Source organism: Bradyrhizobium sp. 14AA (genome assembly GCF_054185205.1).
The window spans coordinates 1-430 of the sequence record NZ_JAVAYM010000209.1; the positions used below are offsets into that span (position 1 = coordinate 1).

Consider the following 430-nt stretch of genomic DNA (forward strand, 5'->3'; position numbering starts at 1 on the left):
GATGGGCGAGGTTCGCATCGAGCATCGCCCGCGCATCGAGCCCCAGCGCTATGGCCCGCGCGAGCGTGCTGGGCGTAACGATCGCCCCGGCATTGTCCTCGGTACCGTCGATGCCGTCAGTGTCGCAGGCGATCGCGTGGATGGCCGCAGCCCCATCGAGCGCGATGGCGAGGCCAAGCAGATATTCCAGGTTGCGCCCGCCACGTCCCTCCGGATTGGTCACCCGCACCACTGTCTCGCCGCCGGACAGGATCACCCGCGCGTTCCCGTCCGCCGTGAGCCGGCGCGCCAGTCCGGCATGCTCCGCGCCGAGAAGCCGCGCCTCGCCTTCGAGATGATCGCCCAGGTCGATGACCTCATAGCCACGCTTCTCAGCGAGCAGCCGCGCCGCCTGGAGCGCGTCCCGGGCACGCGCGACGATCAGCACCTC

The 430-nt window shown here is 70.2% G+C and carries 1 protein-coding gene; it reads right to left on the reverse strand.

Features of this window, described 5'->3' with window-relative positions; translation table 11 throughout:
* Positions 1-430 (reverse strand): MOFRL family protein (locus RAD15_RS44045; RefSeq protein WP_458184901.1); only part of this gene is annotated, 430 nt, incomplete at both ends.